Raw genomic sequence first — 17,020 nt, forward strand, 5'->3', positions numbered from 1 at the left:
TCCTGCTTGACTTGGATGAGACCCTCAATAGGGGTGGACTGGACCGTCACACAGCGCTGAAAACCGGTGTATTGCCGGTGTGAGCCTGAACCGAGGAGAGTGCAAGGTGGTACGCAAGAACCCGCACGTGGAAGAGGCCAACGAGGCTGACATCGAGGTCAGCGGCCACCCGAAGACGTGGGCCGCCGGCGTCCCGGGCGTCTACCACTCGTTGGAGCCGGCCGTGCAGCACATGGGCGCGGTCAGGGCCGTGAAAACCCTGCTGGCTCTGAACCAGAAGGACGGCTTTGACTGCATGAGCTGCGCGTGGCCGGACCCCGGGCACCGGAAGACGTTTGAGTTCTGCGAAAACGGCGCGAAGGCTGTCACCTGGGAGGCCACTCCGGTGGTGATCGGCTCCGAATTCTGGGCTGCGAATCCGGTGAGTGAACTGCGGCAGCGGTCCGAGTACTGGCTGGGGATGCAGGGGCGCCTCACCGAGCCCGTCCACAAGCCCGCGGGGGAGGACCGCTACCGGCCCGTCAGCTGGGAGCAGGCCTTCACCATCGTCGCGGACAAGCTCAAGTCACTCCCGAGCCCGGACCAGACCGCTTTCTACACCAGCGGCCGGACCTCCAACGAGGCCGCGTTCCTCTACCAGCTGTTTGTCCGGGCCTACGGGACCAACAACCTGCCGGACTGCTCCAACATGTGCCACGAGTCCTCGGGCTGGGCCATGGGCCAGACCATCGGGATCGGCAAGGCCACCATCTCCTATGATGACTTCGCCAAGGCGGACCTGATCATCGTGATGGGCCAGAACCCGGGCACCAACCACCCCCGGATGCTGACCGCCCTGGAGGAAGCCAAGGAGGCCGGAGCCAGCATCGTGGCCGTGAATCCGCTGCCGGAAGCGGGCCTGATGCGCTACAAGAACCCGCAGAAGGTCAAGGGGATCATTGGTCGCGGCACCGAAATCGCCGACCAATTCCTGCAGGTCCGCATCGGCGGGGATATGGCCCTGCTCCAGGCAGTTTCCAAGCGGGTCCTGGATGCCGAGGCTGCGAATCCCGGAACCGTGCTGGACCACGCATTCCTGGCCGAACACTGCCAGGGCCTGGCGGAACTCCGCGAGCATCTGGCCCAGCTGGACGAGGCTGCCGTGCTGGTGGCCACCGGCCTGCGGAGCGAAGAGATCGACGAGCTCGCGGACCGCTACCTCAGGGCCGAGAAGGTGATCATCACCTGGGCCATGGGCATCACCCAGCACAAGAAGGGTGTGGCCACCATCAAGGAGATCATCAACCTCCTGCTGCTCCGCGGCAACATCGGCAAGCCCGGCGCCGGTGCCTCACCCATCCGCGGGCACAGCAACGTCCAGGGTGACCGCACCATGGGCATCTGGGAGCAGATGCCGCCGGCATTCCTGGACGCCCTCGGCAAGGAATTCAGCTTTGAACCGCCGCGCGAACACGGCGTGGACTCCGTGGAGACCATCAGGCAAATGCGCGACGGCGGCATCAAGGTTTTCGTGGCCTTGGGCGGTAACTTCGTGGGAGCCATTTCGGACACCCACGCGGCGTTCGCGGCGATGGAGAACACGGAGCTGTCGGTCCAGATTTCCACCAAACTCAACCGCTCGCACACCGTCACGGGGGCCGAGGCGCTGATCCTGCCCACGATGGGCCGCACGGAGATCGACATGCAAGAATCCGGTCCGCAGTTTGTGTCCGTGGAGGACACCGTCTGCGCAGTCCACGCCTCACACGGAACAGTGCGGCCCGTGGCCCCGGACCTGCTGTCCGAGGTGGCCATCGTCAGCAGGCTGGCCCAAAAAGTGGTGGGTGACTCCGTGCAGGCGGACTGGGCCGGGTTCGAGAAAAACTACGACCTCATCCGGGACCACATCTCGCACGTAGTCAGCGGCTGCGAGGACTACAACCAGAAGATCCGGCAGGACGGCGGCTTTGTGCTCCCGAACGGGCCCCGGGATTCGCGGACGTTCACCACCCCGACGGGCAAGGCCATGCTCACCGTCAACGAGCTCGAACATATGGAGCGGCCCGCCGGAACGCTGATCCTGCAGAGCATGCGCTCGCACGACCAGTTCAACACCACCATCTACGGCAACAACGACCGCTACCGGGGCATCAAGAAGGGCCGCGAAGTGGTGTTTGTCAGCCCCGGGGACCTCGTCGAACTGGGACTCAGCGACGGGCAGCACGTGGATATCCACGGCGTGTACCAGGACAACGTGGAGCGGGTGCTGCGGAATTTCCGGGTGGTCTCGTACCCCACGGCGGCCGGTTGCGCGGCAGCCTACTACCCTGAGGCAAACGTGCTGGTGCCGCTGGACAGCGTGGCCGAGGGCAGCCAGACGCCGGCGTCGAAGGAAGTGATCGTAAGGCTGGAGCCGGTAGCTGTGCTGGTTGAGGAACCGACCGCCGCGGGATAGCGGCTACCCGTGGTTGAGTCGGCAAAAGCGGCCGTGGCCCGCATAAGCGGTGCTGGCCAGCACCGCTTATGCGGGCCAGAACCGCTGATGGAGACCAGGGCCCCCTACTGACCGGTGTCCGCCCAGCCTCCAGCCGCCGGGCCGCCGTCGTGCCCGTCTTCGCAGAGCCGGAAGGCGACGTCGGCCGCTTGGGTGACTGCCGCCGTCGACTCGGCCTTGGACCCGGCGCTGCCGTTGCCGGCGGCGAGCCCGGCGGCGTATCCCACCAGGAACGTCGTAACCGGTGCGGCCGCATGGATCACCGAGCCGGCAGACTTCCTGGCCAGGTCAAGGAGGAGCTCCTGATCCACGTCCAGGTCCAGGATCTGCAGTGCCTGCGTCAGTCGTTGCGTCCACTGGTCCAGGACCTGCGCTTCGTTCTCGTCAACAGCCATGTTCACTCCTAAGTTCCCGGTTCTAGTGGGCGGCAGGGGGAGTCCTTGCCCGATGCCCACGACACTACAAGGCCTGGGCGGCTGCGTCACCGGCCTGCCGCAGCATCCTTGACACTCCCATTGGCCCTGAGGAACATCGAAAGTGCCGGCGCAGCTGGCGGTCTCGTGGGAGTCCAGTTGCGGACCGGCCCCCGAAGGGACGTGGGATGCAGGCAGGCGTTCATGGTTTCAGCTCCTCGCGCCTGGCGGCCGCCGTGGCAGCGGCCGCGCTGGTGGCCTCATTGGCAGGCTGCACCAGTGCCTCCGATCCGCCGGATCAGCGGTCCCCGACCCTTCAATCCTCTCCGGCGACGGCTACGGCCCCGAAGCCGCGGGCCTTCGTTGCCGTGCTGGAAAAGTACAGCCAGGACGTGCGCGCTGCTGGAGCTACAGCGGTCATCATCCAGTTGAAGTCAAGGGTGGGGGATTGGTCATCGGCCGAGGGCGTCCGAAGCCTTAAGAACCAGGATCCCGTGCAGTTGAGCGACCAGACGCACATTGGTGACATCACCACCACCATGGTGGCTGTGTCGGTCATGAAGCTCGTTGAGGAAGGGAAAATCCAGCTGGATGACCCCATCCAGAAGTACCTGCCGGACTTCGAGAGCATCATCAAGCCGCCCGGACCCATCACCATCCGCAGCCTGCTCAGCCACCGGTCCGGCATGCCCGACTACTGGGTATCGCCCATCCACATAGGGGATGGACCCTTCACGCATGAGCAACGTGTGTCGTTCATTGCGGCCATGCCGTGGACCGGGGGATCGGGCAGCCTGTTCAGCTATTCCGCCACCAATTATTCGGCGCTGGCCCTCCTCGTCGAGACGTTGCGGGGCGAGGACATCGGAGCGGTCATTCACACCGACAACGTGGAGCCGTTGGGGCTGCAGGACACGCTCATGACCGGTGGCTACCCGGGTCCGCAGCGGATGGTCCACGGCTACACCCGGACGGAACCCGGCGAACTGGAGGACAATGCTCTGGTGCCGTTCCACAACGGTTCCCCCGACACCGGAATGATTTCCACGGTCCCCGAACTCAACACCTATTTCGCGGCGCTACAGAAAGGGACCCTGCTGGCGCTCCAAAGCGTGGCGGAGATGCATCAGCCGAAATACGAAACGTTCGGCCTTGGTCTGGTCCGGCGGTACGACTCGTGCTCCAACCATGACTATTTCGGCCATGTCGGGGTGGTGCGGGGATACGCGGCGCTTGCGTTGATCAGCGCGGACGGGTCCCGGCAGGTGGCCATGGCGGTTGCCCGTGAACCGGTCCCGGACCTGGTTGGTTTCGATGACTGGCGGTCCCTTGAGATGTCCGAAGCAGCCGTGAACGCGCTCAATCTGGCCTGCTAGACGACGAAATAAGGACGGGGGTCCCAACGTTAGGCTGTACCAGAAGCCGAACCGAGGAGACCCCGTGCACGATGTCACCATCCGCCACAACCCTGAGCGGCAGCGCTTCGAAGTGCTGACCGGCGGGAACGTCATTGGTAAAGCCGTGTACAAGGAGTACGACGACGGCGGCTCACCGCAGCGGATTTTCTACCACACCGTGATCAAAGAGGAATACGGCGGCCAGGGACTCGCGGGCAAGCTCGCCAAGGTGGCGCTCCAAGAAACGGTTGACCAGGGCCGCAGCATCGTCCCGGTCTGCCCCTTCATCAAGAAGTACCTCCGCAAGCACCCGGAGTATGCGGCGGCTGCGGTGGCCACCACGCCGGCGCACCTGGAATTCCTGAACGCCGCGCTGGCCGCCCGGGCCTGATCCGCCGGGCGGCCGATGCTAACGTCCCCTACAGCTGCCGCGCATCCAACGGCTGCGGAACGATCGGCTGGTCATTGGCCGTCAGGTCGATGCCCATGTCCTTGGCGAATACCAGCCGCGTGTCCTTGTAGATTCCAGGGTGGTTCTCATCCAACTCAAAGACGCGTGCCCCGCGCAGGCGGTTCCGCTCAGCGCCGGAGAGCCCGTAAGCACCGAATCCGGTTCCGGGCGCATAGCCGAGCTGCACGCCGTAGTAGTTGCCCACGTAGGTGTTGACGTGGTCGTGGCCCACAAAGTAGCCGAGGACGTCTCCGCGCTCCAGGAAGGCGCTGAACAGGCCGGAGTTGATGGGGCCGGGGCACTCGTCCTCGTTCCGTTCGCCGACGATGTTGTGCTTGGTGAGGGCGCGGGCCTGATCCGCGTCCGTCCGCGAGTCGAGGCTGGCGAACCACATGTTGCGGTGCTCGTGGAGCGCGATGTGTCCCCACATGAGGGAGGGGACCTTCTTGCCGTACTTCTGCTCGGTGGCGATCGACAGGTTGCGGTACCAGGTGACCTGGTCCATGCGTACCCAGTCCCAGTCGGGGTAGCCTTCGAAGTTCTGCCCGTTGATGGCGTCCGGGGCGTACCGTCCGGTGTCGATGAGCCACAGTCCGAAAGCCGGTGCCGTGGACTTGGCGGACTGCACCAGGAGCAGCGAGTTCGAAGTGCCGGTGAGGCCCGGCGTGGAATCGCCGTTCATGTTGAAGTCGTAGGTCTGGAGGAACTGCAGCATCTTGGCCTCGCTCATGCCCGTCCGTGCTACGGAATCCTCGTCATGGTTGCCGAAGGTGATGGCCCACGGGATCTGCCGGCGCTCCATGGGCTGGACCACATGGTTGAGTGCCTGCTTGACCTCCAGCTCAGAGTCGCAGCCGCCGTTGATCACATCGCCGTTGATCACCACGAAGTCCGGCTTCTCCGCGTCCAGGGTCTTGTCCATGAGCTCGATGGTGCGGCGGTCCGTCTGCTCGTCGTCCTGGGTGTCGTTGAACTGGACCACTTTGAAGCGGCCGTCTGGGCGGAAGGCGAGGGCGGCCTTGGGTGCCTTCGCCCCCGGCGCCGCGTGGCTTCCGGCCGCCGCGGCCACTGTGAGTCCCAGCGCGCCAAGCGTCCCGGCGACAGCCAGCGCTGCCCGTCGGCTGAGGTTGTGCTGGGGGAGTCCGGTGGTCATCGTTGCCTCTTTCTCTGGTGCGGCCGTACTTCCGGCCGTCGATCCTGTGACAGTAGGCAAGCCAAGTTTCGGGTTCCGGAACACTTGGTGAACGCCGCATGCGGGACCCTCTGAATCTCAGCTCCATCCGCCTATGATTGCGGCATGTCATCATACGAAGTCACTCGCAGCGCCCTCATCCCTGCCCCGGCGGAAGACGTCTTTCCGCTGGTCAACAGCTTCCTGGAATGGACCAAATGGTCGCCTTGGGAGAACGTCGATCCGGAATTGAACCGCTCGTACTCGGGCAACGACGCCGGGGTGGGGGCCAAATATGCGTGGAGCGGCAACCGCAAGGCAGGCAGCGGAAACATGGAAATTGTCGAGTCGGACTTTCCCCGCAGCATCAAGGTCCGGCTTGAGTTCACCAAGCCCTTCAAGGCTGTGAATCCCACCACTTTCACGTTCGCACCGGCCGACGGCGGCACCCAGGTCACGTGGCGGATGACCGGAGAGAACAAGGGGCTCGCGAAGATTTTCGCCATGATTGTGAACATGGACAAGATGGTCGGCGGCGACTTCGAGCGCGGACTCGCCTCACTCGCAGACGCCGCGAAGGCCAACAAAGCCTGACCCGGCGCGGCTGGCGCCGGCGCTTGCCTGGTGTCAGCCGTTGAGGATTTGCTCGCGCCGAAGGTCGGCGTGCCCGCAATGCTGGGCGAACTCCCGCAGCACGTGCAGGTATCCCCGAAGTATTGCAAGCAGGCTCCCCGGCGCAATGCGCGGCTCGCTGGAAGGCCCGACGCCGGCCGCTCACCCATGGTGCTCACCCCGCCGCGCGCCTATGGTGAGGTCATGTCTGATTCCTTTTCGTCCTTCGTGGACACCTTCAAAAACATTGGCGTCACCAAGGCATATGGCCCGGCCGTCCAGGTGGGCGGTGAAGAAATCGTCCCCGTTGCCTTGGTGTCCTTTGGGTTCGGGGGAGGCGGCGAAGCTGGCGACGGTGCCTCCGGCGGGGGTGGCGGCGGGATGGTGCTGCCGCTGGGTGTGTACCGGAGTGTCGGCGGCCGCGCGGGGTTCCGTCCCAACACCGTGGTCACCTTGATGTGCCTGGTCCCTGTGATCCTGGCGGCCGGCGCCGCTGCGGGCCGTGCCATCCGCGCCGCTCGGTCCTAGCCGTAGGGAGCCCCTGCCCTCGACGGCCCAGTGGGTAGTTGAGATGCAAGGACTCCCTTTTGGTGGGGTCCCGTAATCAGGCTTTCCGGCTGGCCCGGTGGCGGAGGTGTTGGACGGCGCTAAGGGCGAGGGCGCCGGCAAGGACCAGATACAAAGTCACGGTGATGGGGCTGTCCACCAGGATGCCCAGGTCCCCCTCGGATACTGCCAGTGCTCGGCGCAGTTCGGTCTCCGCCATCGGCCCCAGAATCACTGCGATCAGTACTGGTGCCAGTGGGATGTTGTAGCGGCGCATCAGGAATCCGACGAGTCCGATGGCGATCAGCAGCCAGAGATCAAGCACCGCGGAGCTCACCGCGTAGACGCCGAGCATGGAGAAAACGGTGATGCCGGCGTAGAGGTAGTGCTTGGGGATGCTGAGCAGCTTGGCCCAGACGGACGCGAACGGAATGTTGATCATCACCAGGATCACCAGTCCGATGAACAGCGAGGCCAGCAGCGCCCAGACCAGATCTCCGCTTCGTTCGAAGAGCAGGGGGCCGGGCTGCATGCCGTACTGCTGGAATGCGGCGAGCATGATGGCTGCGGTGGCCGACGTCGGCAGTCCCAGTGCGAGCAGGGCTCCCATGGCAGTGCCGGCGGTGGCGTTGGCCGCGGCTTCAGGAGCGGCCAGGCCGCGGATGGAGCCGGTGGTGCCGAACTCGGGATCGTTCCGGCGCTTGGCCAGCTGCTTCTCGGTGCCGTAGGCCAGGAAGGTGGGCACTTCTGCGCCGCCGGCCGGGATCAGCCCGAACGGGGCGCCAAACGCCGTGCCGCGGAGCCAGGCGGGCAGTGCCTTCTTGAAATCGGCGAGGTTAAGCCGTGCCCGGCCCTTGGTCTCGATTTGAGTGGCTGCCGGGTGGCGGTGGATGCGGGACGCGATGTGGAACACCTCGCCGAGTGCCAGCAGCCCCACCGTGATGACGATGACGGAGATTCCGTCGAAGAGCTGCGGCATGCCCAGGGTGAACCGGGCGGTGCCGCTGGGGCCGTCGATTCCAACGAGGGCGAGGGCGAGGCCGATTCCCAGGGCCGCGATGCCGCGGATCACGGATTCGGAGACGACGGCGGAGATGGCCAGGAACGCGAACACTGCCAGGGCGAAGTACTCGGCCGGTCCGAAGACGGTGGCCATTTTGACCAGGGTCGGCGCGAAGAAGACCACCAGGGTGGTGGCGATCAGGCCGCCGATGAAGGCGCCGATGGCGCAGGTGGCTAGGGCCTTGGCGGCGTGCCCGTTCTTTGCCATCCGGTGGCCCTCGAACGTGGACGCGATGGCGGACGAGTGGCCCGGGGTGTTGAGCAGGATTCCGGACGTGGAGTCACCGAAAAGGCCGCCGAAATAGATGCCGGCGAACATGATAAACGCTGCCGTCGGCTCCAATGAAAACGTCACAGGCAGCAGCAATGCCACCGCCATGGCGGAGCCAAGCCCGGGAAGGACGCCGACGGCGGTGCCCAGGATTGCGCCGATCAGCACCCACAGGAGGTTGATGGGGGTCAACGCGCTCGCGAAGCCGCCCATCAGGAGTTCGAGCTGTTCCATTAGAAGATCCCTCCCACAATGCCGGAAGGCAGGCTGAGGCCCAGCCCGGCGCCAAAGGCCAGTTGAGTAATTGAGGAAAAGAGCAGGCCAACACCGATGTCGAAGACCTGGCGGCGACTGCCGAGGGCGTAGGCAACAACCCAGAACAGCAGTGCGGCGCTGATGATCCAGCCCAGTGGGTTGAGCAGCAGGACAAAAGCCACGACGCCGGCCAGCAGCAGGCCAACAGTCCGCCAGTCCGAGTAGGTCTTCCAGGTCTTGGCCGGCGCCAAGGATTCCCTCTCTTCGCAGGCTTCATCCTCTTTCTTCCCCACATGGCCGAGGTCGTGAAGCATGTCCGGGGAGAACTGCCCGTGTCCGGGGTGAATGGAGTTGTCCGGGACCTTCGGTGAGCGAAGGATCTGGATGGCCAGGAGGGTAGCTACGAGGTAGAGGACGATGCACACGATAATGGGGAAGAACTGCGGTCCGGGGGCTGACTTGCCCTGCACATTCATGGTCGCAGTTCCCACGGTGAGGAAGATGGCCACGGCGTACAGCACGGCGACCACGACGAATTCACTGCGACCGGTCCCGAAGCCTGCTTTTGTTTGGCTTTGCGGCGCAGTAGCGGATCTTGTTTCTTGCTGGTGATGGGTGAGGCTCATAGGCCGAGGTCCTTTACGATTTCTTGGGCCGTTGCAACTTCGTTGTTGATGAACTGTTCGAATTGTTCGCCGGTTGAAAAGGTGTCCGTCCAGTTGTTGCGCTTCAGGGCTTCCTGCCAGTGGGCGCTGCTGCGCATCTCGGTGACGATCTTGATGAACTCCGCTTTCGCTTCGTCCGTGATGCCGGGCGCCGCCACAAACCCTCGCCAGTTGGACATTGCCGCGTCAACGCCCTGTTCCTTGAAGGTGGGAACGTCCACGCCCTCGAGCCGCTCTTCCGAAGAGATGGCCAGCGCCCGCAGGGTTCCCGCTTCGATCTGGTCACTGACTTCGTTGTAGCCGGACATGCCGGCGGACGTGGTGTGGGACAGGAGGGACGTCAGTGCCTCTCCGCCGCCAGAGTAGGCGATGTAGTTCAAATCCTTGGGATCCACCCCTACGGTTTTGGCTACCATCGCGCTAAGCAGGTGGTCAATGGAGCCCAGGGAGCCGCCGCCGATCGAGGTTCCCCCGGGATCCTTCTTCCAGGCGGCCAGGAAATCATCGAGGGTTTTGAACTCGGAATCGGCGGGGACCACCAGCGCCGCATAGTCATCGGCCAGCCGCGCGATGGGAACAACATCGGCCATGGACTCCGGATTGTCGCCGAGTTCGATGGCACCCACCATCACGCCACCTGTCGCCAGGAGGGCGTCTTCGCGTCCCGGAGTCTGTACGAACTGGCTCAGGCCGATGGTCCCGCCGGCCCCGGGCACGTTGATCACCTGGGCGTTATTGACGACGCCGCCGCTCTTGAGTGCCTGCTGTCCTTCGCGGGCAAATCCGTCCCAGCCGCCGCCCGGGGCCGCGGGAGCGATCAGCGTGAGTTTGTTCCTGGCCGTGCTCGTTCCACCGGCGGTGCCGGCATTAACGAACGCAAGCGCGGCGATGACGGCCACGACCAGGCCGAACACGGCATTGCGTAGGGGATTTTTCATGGTTCTCGTTCCGTAACGACGTTGTTGTGCGGGGCGAAAGTACTTGGCTTCGAATCGAATACCGTTGTACACAATGAAATACAGTTATACCTGTGATGGCAGTCACCGGCAAGTTTTCGGCTTGCGGAACCTTCTTGCGTCCATTGAATACGTTTGTATACAGTTGGATCCATCAACCCAGTGAAAGGACAGCCAATGTCGATCGGTAATGGAGCCGGACCGCGGATTGCGGACAGCGTTGACGTGATTGTGGTGGGCGGCGGGAACGCCGGTTTTACGGCGGCGCACGCTGCAGCGGAGCGCGGGCGGCGCGTTGTGCTGCTGGAAAAGGGCGAGAAGGACATGGCCGGGGGCAACAGCTTCTATACCGCCGGCGCCACGCGGATCGTTCACAATGGGCTGGACGACCTGCAGGGCCTCGTGGAACCGGATGAGCGGCACGGCCTCACCGTGGTTCCCCCCTACGGTGCCGAGGAATATGCATCAGACCTGGAAAAGGTCACCGAGGGCCGGAACGACCCCGCGCTGACGGAGGTTCTCATCGCGGAGAGCCAGTCCACCCTTCGGTGGCTCAATGGCCTGGGCCTGAAGTACCGACTGATGTATGAGCGTCAGGCGTATGAGCGCGCCGACGGGTCCTACCTCTTCTGGGGCGGCCTGCACGTGGGTAACGTGGGCGGCGGCGAAGGCCTGATCGAGGACCACACCCGCGTTGCCGGCGAGCTCGGCATCGATGTCCGCTATGGCCACGCGGCGCAAAGCCTCATCGTCGAGAACGGGCGAGTTGCCGGCGTCGTAGTCAAAACCGCTGAAGGTGAGCTGCACCTGACGGCAGAGTCCGTGATCCTCACTGCCGGCGGTTTCGAGTCCGACCCCCAGTGGCGGCGGGAGCACCTGGGCGAGGGCTGGGAAAACGCCAAGGTCCGGGGAACCCCGTACAACACCGGTGACATGATCGCCGCAGCCCTGGCGATCGGCGCCACCAAGGGCGGCGACTGGAGCACGTGCCACAGCGTCCAGTGGGATGCCTTCACGGCAACCAACGAGAGCAACCGCGAACTCACCAACCGGCTGACCCGGCAGAGCTACCCGCTGGGCATCATCGTGAACACCGACGGCAAACGTTTCCTGGACGAGGGCGCGGACTTCAGGAACTACACCTATGCCAAATACGGCAAGGAAATCCTCAAGCAGCCCGGATCCGTGGCCTACCAGATCTTCGACGCAACCCTGCGCCCGATGCTGCGCAGCGAGGAATACGACATGCCCGGCATCTCCGTTGAGGTCGCGGACACCATCGAGGACCTCGCCGCCAAGATCGGCCTGGACCCGGAGAGCCTGGCCAAGACCGTGACGGACTTCAACAACTCCATCGACCGCTCCGTCCCATTCGATCCCACCATCAAGGACGGCCGGAGGGCCGCGACCGAGCTGGTCAAGAGCAACTGGGCCGCCCCCATCGAAGCCGGGCCGTTCTACGCCTACGGCGTTACCTGCGGCATCACCTTCACGTTCGGAGGCATCAAGTCGGACACCCACGGCAGAGTCCTGGACGCCGGCGGCGAGCACATCGAAGGACTGTTTGTGGCAGGGGAAATGCTCGGCGGACTGTTCAGCGTCAACTACCCGGGCGGCACCGGCCTTGCAGCAGGGTGCGTCTTCGGCCGACGGGCAGGCGTTCTGGCGTAAAGTTCCTTTCGAACAAGCACGAATTACTCCCAGGCATCAAGGACCCCTCAAGTGACGGAAACAGCAACCCCACGCATTGACGGAGAGAGCATCTTCCGGACCCTGCGCAGCGAAATCCTGTCCGGAGTGCACCAGCCTGGGACTGCTATTCGAGAGACGTCACTTGCCACCCGTTTCGGCGTCTCCCGGACACCCGTCCGGGAGGCGCTGTCCCGCCTGCAGCAGGAAGGGCTCCTGGAGCGCGTGGCCAGGGGCCTGGAGGTTCCCCAGGTTGACCCGCAGCAGGTCATCCAGATCTATGACATGCGCATCCTCCTTGAGGAAGAGGCGGCACGTCAGGCGGCCCGATCCCGGCAGTTCCCGGACCTGATGCGGCTTGAGGCCTTGCTCCAGCGGGACCGTGAACTCCACGAACCAGATGACCACACCCGCATCACTACCAACCTGGAGTTCCACGCCGCCGTCTGGAACTGCGCCCACAACCCTGTCCTGAGGGACCTGCTGGACCGGCTGTCAACGCACCTCATCCACGCACCCCGGTCCACGCTCTCCACGGGGAACCGCTGGGCCGAATCGCTGGATGAGCACGAGGCCCTGGTCCATGCCATCGAGCAGCAGGACAGCGATGCCGCCGGAAAAATCGCCCGGAGTCACATGGAAACGGCGCGGACCCTTCGTCTGCAGCTGCTCCGGGAGACGGCCCTGCAACAACCGCTGAGCACGAGCAGTACCCGCCGCTAAGGCACCTAACCGGACGCGCGCCGGTTGCGGGCCTGGCGCGCCAGCCGGATGAACCCATAGACAAATACGGCCTCGATCAGCACCATCAGCCCGAGCAGCAGCCACTGCCCCTGGGTGATGAAGACCACGGCGCCGGTGAGGACCAGCGTGGTGCCGAGCGCCAAAGCGTACACGGCGAAGCCGAGGGCCACTTTGGCGCTGCGCACACCCGTCCGGAAGCCAAAGCCCACCGGTTCGCCGCCGGGATAGCCGGCCACGCGGTCCGGGACGGCGGGCTTGAGCCTGTCGAATTCCGCCCAGGGGTCCGGGTCCTGATTGCTCATGCCTCCATTATCCCGCGCTTCGCGGCCCACCCGCCGCCGACTGATTCTGCTCAATCATTCGGGGGCGGCATGCGGGCCGCCCCGGAAATCCAGCCCTGGCGACCGGATGGAAGCGGATGATTGAGCAGAATCCGACGCGAGGCCCAGAGCGCGCGGGCTTGCTCTTGCTTAATGCGTTAGCCGCCGCTAACGTATCCATCGTGCCTGACCTTCTCGAAACTGCCGCGGAACCGAACAGGCGCCGCCTGCTCCAACTGCTGGCCCGGGGCGAGCAGTCCGTCACTGAACTGGCGGCTAACTTTGCCGTCAGCCGGTCCGCGATCTCCCAGCACCTGCTGTTGCTGGCCGACGTCGGGCTGGTTCGGGCCAGGAAGGACGGACGCAACCGGTACTACAGTCTCGACTCCCGGGGCATGAAAAGTCTCAGGGAATCCCTGGACATTTTCTGGACCGACGAACTGGATTCACTGGTGGCCGAGGCCACCGCCCTGCAGCATCCAAATCTCAAGGAGAACCCTGATGACCATTGACAAATCCGTCTTCATTCCGGTCGACCCGGACACTGCCTTCGCCCTGATCACCCGGCCGGAACGGTTGCGGCGCTGGCAGACGGTCGCGGCGCGCGTGGACCTCCGCGTGGGTGGCGAGTACCGCTGGACCATCACGCCGGGGCACTCCGCTGCGGGCACGTTCACGGAGATCGAGCCCGGCAAGCGCGTCGTCTTCACGTGGGACTGGGAGGGCTCAACGGCCCCTGCCGCGGATGCCTCCACGGTCACCATCACGCTGGAGAGTGTCGACGGCGGGACCAACGTCCGCCTCGTCCACGAGGGCCTCAGCCCGGAAGCTGCAGCCGGCCACACCGAGGGGTGGAACCACTACTTCGAGCGCCTGGTCACGCTGACTACAACGGACGACGCCGGCGCTGACGATTGGGCGGCGGCTCCGGATCCGCTCACGGAGCTTGTCAGCGCCGAGGTCACGCTTGCGATTGTTCAGCGTGTCCTGCGGACGCTGACACATGCTGACACGGACAAGCCGACGCCGTGCGAGGACTTCAGCGTTGCCGGACTGGTGGAACACCTGGTGGGCTCCATTACGGGAATCGGCAAGGCCCTGGGTGTCGCCGTCGTCGATCAGCCGGATGCTGCGCCGGAAGTCCGCGTCGCTGATGCCGCCCAGCCCACGCTGGAAGCGTTCCAGGCCCGCGGCCTGGAGGGGACCATCGACATGGGGTTCGCGGAGCTGCCGGCCCCGACCGTGGCCAACATCCTGAACCTGGAATTCCTGGTCCACGCCTGGGACTTCGCGACGGCCACGGGCCAGGACCTGGACGTTTCGCCGGTGCTGTCCGACTACGTCCTGGGCCTGGCACACAACACCATCAGCCCGCAGATGCGCGGAAAGAGCTTCGCCGACGAAACCCTGGTGGAAGAATCCGCGGCAAGCATGGACCGGCTGGTGGCATTCACCGGCCGCCAGGTCATGGCCGACTGATCGCCGAGGCTGGCCCATGGCCGGCGACTATGAGTGATAGGTCAACCGGGGTGATCGGCTCGTAGATAGCGGGTTCCTGGTGGGTAACCACGACGGCGTCGCTCACCACGTCTGCCAGCCTGCCGTGGCGCGCGTAGGCCTGCCGCTGCAGCCTGGCGCCGGTTCCGTTGGCGAAGATCCGGTGCAGGGATTCCTCGACGTAGGCTGCATCGCCCGCCTCGACCAAGGCGTCGCGGACATGGTTGTGGAGCGCGGCGATGACATTGCGTGCGGACTCCGGCTTGTGGGTCAGCGGGTGGAGCATCTCGCCCTGGATTCCCCACCGGCTGGCCAGCCAGGCCCCCTGGCGCAGGATGATGGCCGGAACCAGGTCCGGGGCCAGCCCGGATTTCCATTCCCGGGCAGCGGTCTCCACCAGGCCCCGCACCAGGGCGGCGATCAGGGCGGTGTCGCGGGGATCGAGGCAAACGTCGGATACCCGGATCTCCACGGTGGGGTGGCGGGCGGAGAGGCGGGCGTCAAAATCAGGGTTGTTGACGACGCCGGTGCCGGCTAGGTCCGCTACCCGCTGGTGGTAGGCCTGCGCCGAGCCGAAGATTTCCGTTGGCCCGGCCGAGGACCACCGGTTCCAGGCCTGCGTGCGGAAGCTCGCGTAGCCGGTGTCAGTGCCGTTCCAGAACGGGGAATTAGAGCTCAACGCCATCAGCGGCGGCAGCCAGGACCTGATGCGGTCCAGGATCGCGACGCCTTCCTCATCGGAGTCGACGGAGACATGGATGTGGCATCCGCAGGTCAGCTGCTCACGGGCCGTGAGGGCGAACTTTTCCAGCAGTGCGTCATAGCGGGGGTTGCTGGTGGAATGTGGTGTCACCGCCAGCGGGGAGGTGGCAAGCGCTGCGATCCTGGCGCCCGCTTTTCGGGCGAGTGAGTCCGCGAGCGCACGGCCGGACAGGATCTCGGCGGATAGCCCGCTCAGGCTGCTGTGCGGGTGGGTGATCATTTCGATCTGTTCCTGGTGAAGCTCGACGGCGAGCGTCGGGTGCGTCGAAGCGCCTGCCGGCTCGCCGGGGTCCTGGAGACGCAGCAGGTCTGCGGCCAGAGGCAGGGGACTGCCGTTTGAGGGATCAACGATCAGGAATTCTTCTTCAACACCGAAAGTACGCACTTCCTAAGTGTGGCCGAGAAAAGCAGCCCCATTCGCCACACTTGTTCCCGGCATCCGGAAGGGCCGCCCGAAGCGGCTGAAATCCCCTATATCCGCGAGTGCCCTTTCAGTTCCATAATGGCCACATAGGCTTCGGGGACCCTCGCGCCGATGATGGCTGGCGCGGCGCATGAGGGTCCCAGGTGGCCGCTCCGGCACTTGGCGCAACGGGCGGCCACGCGGTACCGGACAACGAGGTTCCGGAGCCGCCACCGGGGGAGAGCATCGCCACCAATGCGGGAAACCAAGGCACAAAGGAAATCATCATGCTCAAGGATTTAACTGTCATGGCTGTCCTCCCTGCGAAGGACATCAACAGGGCGAAGGATTTCTACAGGGACAAGCTGGGGTTGGAACCTTCCGAATCCATGGAGGACGAAAGCGTGTTGTACCGCGGCGGCAACGGTACCAGCTTCCTGATTTACCAGACCGAGAATGCGGGGTCAGCCAAGAACACCCAGATGGGCTGGGACACGGACGACCTCGACCGCGACATGGAGGAACTGCGGGGCCGCGGCGTCGTCTTCGAAGATTACGACCTACCCGGCCTGAAGACGGAAAACGGCGTTGCGGACGACGAATGGGGAAAGGGCGCCTGGTTCCTGGACAGCGAAGGCAACATCCTCAGCCTCGCCCAGCGCAAGTAACCAGCCAGCGGGCCTGATGGCAACACTGATTAGCGCAGCAACGGGCCGCACTTGCCGCGAAGGCAGGTGCGGCCCGCGCGCGCCACGCTCCGTCGTCCGGGCAGCCAAGCACCTCTCCGTCTTCCCGTTTTCCCCGGCGGGGATTGACGCCGTCGGGCCGGCGTTTGGTCAGTGTTTGGGCAAGGACTCGGGGAGCAGTCCGAGCTGTCCGAGGAACTCCATCTGGTCGAAGTAGAAGTGGTGGCTGGTGATTTCGCCTCCCTCGACCCTGGCGACGTCGCAGCTTCTGACCCTGAGCTCCTTGCCGCTGGCCGGGAGGCTTTCGCCGGTGGGCAGGCTCAGCGGCCCGGTGTTGGTTCCGGCCACGAAGCCCTCATCAATAGCCACGTCCCCAGCTTCATGTTTATCGGAGTACTCATACCTGACGTTCGGGATGGCTTCCCAGAACTTGAAGAAGTAGTTGGTGATGGCGTCACGCCCGGTGAGCTCGCCTTCATCAGGAGTGAAGGCCACGGCGTCAGCGGCGTAGCACTTCGCCAGGGTTTCCTTATCCTTTGCTGTCATGGCCGTGGTCAGACGGTCCATGACCTCGCGTGCCTGTCCCATTTCGACCTCCATTTGTTCAGGGCGGCCTGACGGAAGCGCGGGCCGCTTCGTGGTTTTGG

The 17,020-nt window shown here is 64.7% G+C and carries 18 protein-coding genes; 10 read left to right on the forward strand and 8 right to left on the reverse strand.

Features of this window, described 5'->3' with window-relative positions:
* The first annotated feature begins 106 nt into the window (after positions 1 to 106).
* Positions 107 to 2,434 (forward strand): FdhF/YdeP family oxidoreductase, encoded by a 2,328-nt coding sequence (locus tag AC3IT0_RS05030; RefSeq protein WP_489322683.1) that lies wholly within the window; start codon positions 107 to 109, stop codon positions 2,432 to 2,434.
* A gap of 104 nt (positions 2,435 to 2,538) precedes the next feature.
* Here AC3IT0_RS05030 and AC3IT0_RS05035 read toward each other — a convergent pair whose 3' ends face one another.
* Positions 2,539 to 2,868, reverse strand: a complete 330-nt coding sequence (locus AC3IT0_RS05035) for a DUF6457 domain-containing protein (RefSeq protein WP_489322684.1) — start codon at positions 2,866 to 2,868, stop codon at positions 2,539 to 2,541.
* A 206-nt stretch (positions 2,869 to 3,074) separates the two neighbouring features.
* Between AC3IT0_RS05035 and AC3IT0_RS05040 the strand changes: the two genes are divergently transcribed.
* Together AC3IT0_RS05040 and AC3IT0_RS05045 are read left to right on the forward strand one after the other, a co-directional pair.
* Positions 3,075 to 4,262, forward strand: coding sequence for a serine hydrolase domain-containing protein (locus AC3IT0_RS05040; RefSeq protein ID WP_489322685.1), 1,188 nt, complete (start codon positions 3,075 to 3,077; stop codon positions 4,260 to 4,262).
* Positions 4,263 to 4,326: 64 nt separating this feature from the next.
* Positions 4,327 to 4,674 carry a GNAT family N-acetyltransferase gene (locus AC3IT0_RS05045; protein WP_489322686.1) on the forward strand — a complete coding sequence of 116 codons (348 nt, stop codon included), beginning with the start codon at positions 4,327 to 4,329 and terminating at the stop codon, positions 4,672 to 4,674.
* Between the two features lie 28 nt (positions 4,675 to 4,702).
* Here the strand turns inward: AC3IT0_RS05045 and AC3IT0_RS05050 are convergent, their stop codons facing one another.
* Positions 4,703 to 5,887 (reverse strand): metallophosphoesterase family protein, encoded by a 1,185-nt coding sequence (locus AC3IT0_RS05050; RefSeq protein WP_489322687.1) that lies wholly within the window; start codon positions 5,885 to 5,887, stop codon positions 4,703 to 4,705.
* A 144-nt stretch (positions 5,888 to 6,031) separates the two neighbouring features.
* On the opposite strand from AC3IT0_RS05050, the gene AC3IT0_RS05055 reads away from it, so the two are divergent.
* Positions 6,032 to 6,499, forward strand: coding sequence for an SRPBCC family protein (locus AC3IT0_RS05055; RefSeq protein WP_489322688.1), 468 nt, complete (start codon positions 6,032 to 6,034; stop codon positions 6,497 to 6,499).
* A 30-nt stretch (positions 6,500 to 6,529) separates the two neighbouring features.
* A complete protein-coding gene (locus tag AC3IT0_RS05060; protein ID WP_489322689.1) occupies positions 6,530 to 7,045 on the forward strand; it encodes a hypothetical protein in 516 nt (171 codons plus the stop codon).
* Positions 7,046 to 7,121: 76 nt separating this feature from the next.
* Here the strand turns inward: AC3IT0_RS05060 and AC3IT0_RS05065 are convergent, their stop codons facing one another.
* The 3 genes from AC3IT0_RS05065 to AC3IT0_RS05075 are packed head-to-tail and all read right to left on the reverse strand — an operon-like array spanning position 7,122 to position 10,254.
* Positions 7,122 to 8,630, reverse strand: coding sequence for a tripartite tricarboxylate transporter permease (locus tag AC3IT0_RS05065; protein ID WP_489322690.1), 1,509 nt, complete (start codon positions 8,628 to 8,630; stop codon positions 7,122 to 7,124).
* Positions 8,630 to 9,277 carry a tripartite tricarboxylate transporter TctB family protein gene (locus tag AC3IT0_RS05070; protein ID WP_489322691.1) on the reverse strand — a complete coding sequence of 216 codons (648 nt, stop codon included), beginning with the start codon at positions 9,275 to 9,277 and terminating at the stop codon, positions 8,630 to 8,632. The genes AC3IT0_RS05065 and AC3IT0_RS05070 overlap by 1 nt, the downstream gene beginning before the upstream one ends.
* Positions 9,274 to 10,254: a Bug family tripartite tricarboxylate transporter substrate binding protein gene (locus tag AC3IT0_RS05075; RefSeq protein ID WP_489322692.1), complete on the reverse strand. Its 981-nt coding sequence runs from the start codon at positions 10,252 to 10,254 to the stop codon at positions 9,274 to 9,276. The genes AC3IT0_RS05070 and AC3IT0_RS05075 overlap by 4 nt, the downstream gene beginning before the upstream one ends.
* A gap of 195 nt (positions 10,255 to 10,449) precedes the next feature.
* Here AC3IT0_RS05075 and tcuA point away from each other — a divergent pair, with 195 nt between their 5' ends.
* Entirely contained in the window at positions 10,450 to 11,943 is a 1,494-nt protein-coding gene (gene tcuA / locus AC3IT0_RS05080) for an FAD-dependent tricarballylate dehydrogenase TcuA (protein WP_489322693.1), read from the forward strand.
* A gap of 51 nt (positions 11,944 to 11,994) precedes the next feature.
* Positions 11,995 to 12,684, forward strand: a complete 690-nt coding sequence (locus AC3IT0_RS05085; protein ID WP_489322694.1) for a GntR family transcriptional regulator — start codon at positions 11,995 to 11,997, stop codon at positions 12,682 to 12,684.
* A gap of 5 nt (positions 12,685 to 12,689) precedes the next feature.
* Here AC3IT0_RS05085 and AC3IT0_RS05090 read toward each other — a convergent pair whose 3' ends face one another.
* Positions 12,690 to 13,007 (reverse strand): hypothetical protein, encoded by a 318-nt coding sequence (locus AC3IT0_RS05090; RefSeq protein ID WP_489322695.1) that lies wholly within the window; start codon positions 13,005 to 13,007, stop codon positions 12,690 to 12,692.
* A gap of 200 nt (positions 13,008 to 13,207) precedes the next feature.
* Here AC3IT0_RS05090 and AC3IT0_RS05095 point away from each other — a divergent pair, with 200 nt between their 5' ends.
* Both AC3IT0_RS05095 and AC3IT0_RS05100 read left to right on the forward strand, forming a co-directional pair.
* Positions 13,208 to 13,537, forward strand: a complete 330-nt coding sequence (locus AC3IT0_RS05095; RefSeq protein ID WP_489322696.1) for an ArsR/SmtB family transcription factor — start codon at positions 13,208 to 13,210, stop codon at positions 13,535 to 13,537.
* Positions 13,527 to 14,504 (forward strand): TIGR03086 family metal-binding protein, encoded by a 978-nt coding sequence (locus AC3IT0_RS05100; protein WP_489322697.1) that lies wholly within the window; start codon positions 13,527 to 13,529, stop codon positions 14,502 to 14,504. Before AC3IT0_RS05095 ends, AC3IT0_RS05100 begins: the two co-directional genes overlap by 11 nt.
* Here the strand turns inward: AC3IT0_RS05100 and AC3IT0_RS05105 are convergent.
* Positions 14,491 to 15,669: a glutamate--cysteine ligase gene (locus AC3IT0_RS05105; protein WP_489322698.1), complete on the reverse strand. Its 1,179-nt coding sequence runs from the start codon at positions 15,667 to 15,669 to the stop codon at positions 14,491 to 14,493. The two genes, AC3IT0_RS05100 and AC3IT0_RS05105, sit on opposite strands and share 14 nt — an antisense overlap.
* Positions 15,670 to 15,974: 305 nt before the next feature.
* On the opposite strand from AC3IT0_RS05105, the gene AC3IT0_RS05110 reads away from it, so the two are divergent.
* Positions 15,975 to 16,355 (forward strand): VOC family protein, encoded by a 381-nt coding sequence (locus tag AC3IT0_RS05110; RefSeq protein WP_489323722.1) that lies wholly within the window; start codon positions 15,975 to 15,977, stop codon positions 16,353 to 16,355.
* 168 nt (positions 16,356 to 16,523) lie between these two features.
* On the opposite strand, the gene AC3IT0_RS05115 is transcribed toward AC3IT0_RS05110, so the two are convergent.
* Positions 16,524 to 16,961 carry a nuclear transport factor 2 family protein gene (locus AC3IT0_RS05115; RefSeq protein WP_489322699.1) on the reverse strand — a complete coding sequence of 146 codons (438 nt, stop codon included), beginning with the start codon at positions 16,959 to 16,961 and terminating at the stop codon, positions 16,524 to 16,526.
* Positions 16,962 to 17,020 lie beyond the last annotated feature (59 nt).

The sequence above is a fragment of the Pseudarthrobacter sp. KH_020_B genome (assembly GCF_057840185.1).

What these genes read in the sequence shown, in the direction of transcription:
- AC3IT0_RS05055 (WP_489322688.1), top strand. Translation starts at nt 6,032, where the DNA reads ATGTCATCATACGAAGTCACTCGCAGCGCCCTCATCCCTGCCCCGGCG.
- AC3IT0_RS05090 (WP_489322695.1), bottom strand. Translation starts at nt 13,007, where the DNA reads ATGAGCAATCAGGACCCGGACCCCTGGGCGGAATTCGACAGGCTCAAG.
- tcuA (WP_489322693.1), top strand. Translation starts at nt 10,450, where the DNA reads ATGTCGATCGGTAATGGAGCCGGACCGCGGATTGCGGACAGCGTTGAC.
- AC3IT0_RS05110 (WP_489323722.1), top strand. Translation starts at nt 15,975, where the DNA reads ATGCTCAAGGATTTAACTGTCATGGCTGTCCTCCCTGCGAAGGACATC.
- AC3IT0_RS05075 (WP_489322692.1), bottom strand. Translation starts at nt 10,254, where the DNA reads ATGAAAAATCCCCTACGCAATGCCGTGTTCGGCCTGGTCGTGGCCGTC.
- AC3IT0_RS05070 (WP_489322691.1), bottom strand. Translation starts at nt 9,277, where the DNA reads ATGAGCCTCACCCATCACCAGCAAGAAACAAGATCCGCTACTGCGCCG.
- AC3IT0_RS05035 (WP_489322684.1), bottom strand. Translation starts at nt 2,868, where the DNA reads ATGGCTGTTGACGAGAACGAAGCGCAGGTCCTGGACCAGTGGACGCAA.
- AC3IT0_RS05115 (WP_489322699.1), bottom strand. Translation starts at nt 16,961, where the DNA reads ATGGGACAGGCACGCGAGGTCATGGACCGTCTGACCACGGCCATGACA.
- AC3IT0_RS05065 (WP_489322690.1), bottom strand. Translation starts at nt 8,630, where the DNA reads ATGGAACAGCTCGAACTCCTGATGGGCGGCTTCGCGAGCGCGTTGACC.
- AC3IT0_RS05050 (WP_489322687.1), bottom strand. Translation starts at nt 5,887, where the DNA reads ATGACCACCGGACTCCCCCAGCACAACCTCAGCCGACGGGCAGCGCTG.
- AC3IT0_RS05100 (WP_489322697.1), top strand. Translation starts at nt 13,527, where the DNA reads ATGACCATTGACAAATCCGTCTTCATTCCGGTCGACCCGGACACTGCC.
- AC3IT0_RS05040 (WP_489322685.1), top strand. Translation starts at nt 3,075, where the DNA reads ATGCAGGCAGGCGTTCATGGTTTCAGCTCCTCGCGCCTGGCGGCCGCC.